Here is a 1,218-nt window from a genome sequence, read left to right as displayed (position 1 = left end):
CACTCGACCAGCATCGCCTGCAGCCGCGGGTTGCCCTTGCGGCGTTTGCCGTGGTGGCGCTTGCCTGCGGATTCGTGGTTGCCCGGGCACAGCGCCACCCAGGAGGCCAGGTGCTCGGCGGTCGGGAAGAACACCCCGACCTCGACACCGATCTCGGAGATGACCGCCGCGGCGGACAGCTGCCCGATCCCGGGGACGGTGCTCAGCAGCTGCCGCTGGGCACGAAAGGGCAGCATCATCTCCTCGATCTGGGCGTCCAGCTTGCCGATCATGTCCTCGAGATGGTCGAGGTGCTCCAGATGCAGCCGGCACATCAGGGCGTGGTGGTCACCGAACCGGCCTTCCAGGGCATGTTCCAGATCGGGGATCTTGGACCGCATCCGGCCCTTGGCCAGATCGGCCAGCACCCCGGGGCGGCGCTGGCCGTCGATGAGGGCCTCGATCATCGCCCGGGCGGAGACGGTGGTCAGCGACGAGGCCACCGAGTCGATCTTGATCCCGGCGTCCTGCAGCACGTTGCCCAGCCGCTGCAGCTCGCTGGTGCGTGACTGGGTCAGCTTGCTGCGATACCGCATCACATCCCGGACGGCTTTGATCTGGGCCGGAGGCAGGAAGCTGCCCCGCAGCAGACCACATTCCAGCAGGTGCGCCAGCCAGCCGGCGTCGGACAGATCGGTCTTGCGGCCGGGCACGTTCCTGACATGCCCGGCGTTGCACACGATCACCTGCTCGAACCCGCCGTGCTCGAGCAGGGCGTGATACACCGGCATCGAGTAGATCCCGGTGGCCTCCATCGCCACATGCGTCACGCCCTGCTCGCTCAGCCACCGCGCGGCGTGCTTGAGCACCCCGTAGAAGGTCCTGAACGTCTTCTTGACCGTCGCCCGGCCGTCCGGCCCGTCCCCGGGCAGCCGGAGGGCCACGGCGATTTCGTCCTTGCCGACATCGATCGCAGCGCATCGCTCATACAGAACCCGCATCCGAAACCACCCCACTTCCGACGGCACCACGCGCGCCGCCGGCAGAGCCCCAGCATGATCACAGAGCTTGGTACTCGCGCTCACAGCAGCAACCGAGGGACACCCGGGGGGTGGGGGCTCCAGCGTCAAGTTCTAACCCGGCCTCCACGGCCAAACACAGCCGACGTCGACCGGCGACACGCCCACCGATTCTCATCCCACCCGCGAGCGCACGCCAGCGCCCATCGACAGTTCTAAC

At 67.8% G+C, this 1,218-nt stretch carries 1 protein-coding gene; it reads right to left on the bottom strand.

Annotation, left to right across the window (positions count from 1 at the left end; genetic code table 11):
• The coding region (locus QQ657_RS56475) for an IS110 family RNA-guided transposase (protein ID WP_284750745.1) at positions 1–980 on the bottom strand (980 nt) is incomplete at its 3' end.
• Between the last annotated feature and the right edge of the window lie 238 nt (positions 981–1,218).

Origin of the sequence: Amycolatopsis ponsaeliensis (assembly GCF_030182635.1) — a bacterium.
GTDB lineage: Bacteria > Actinomycetota > Actinomycetes > Mycobacteriales > Pseudonocardiaceae > Amycolatopsis > Amycolatopsis ponsaeliensis.
The sequence above is the reverse complement of the archived record's forward strand: the minus strand, read 5'-3'. Positions and strand labels throughout refer to the sequence as shown.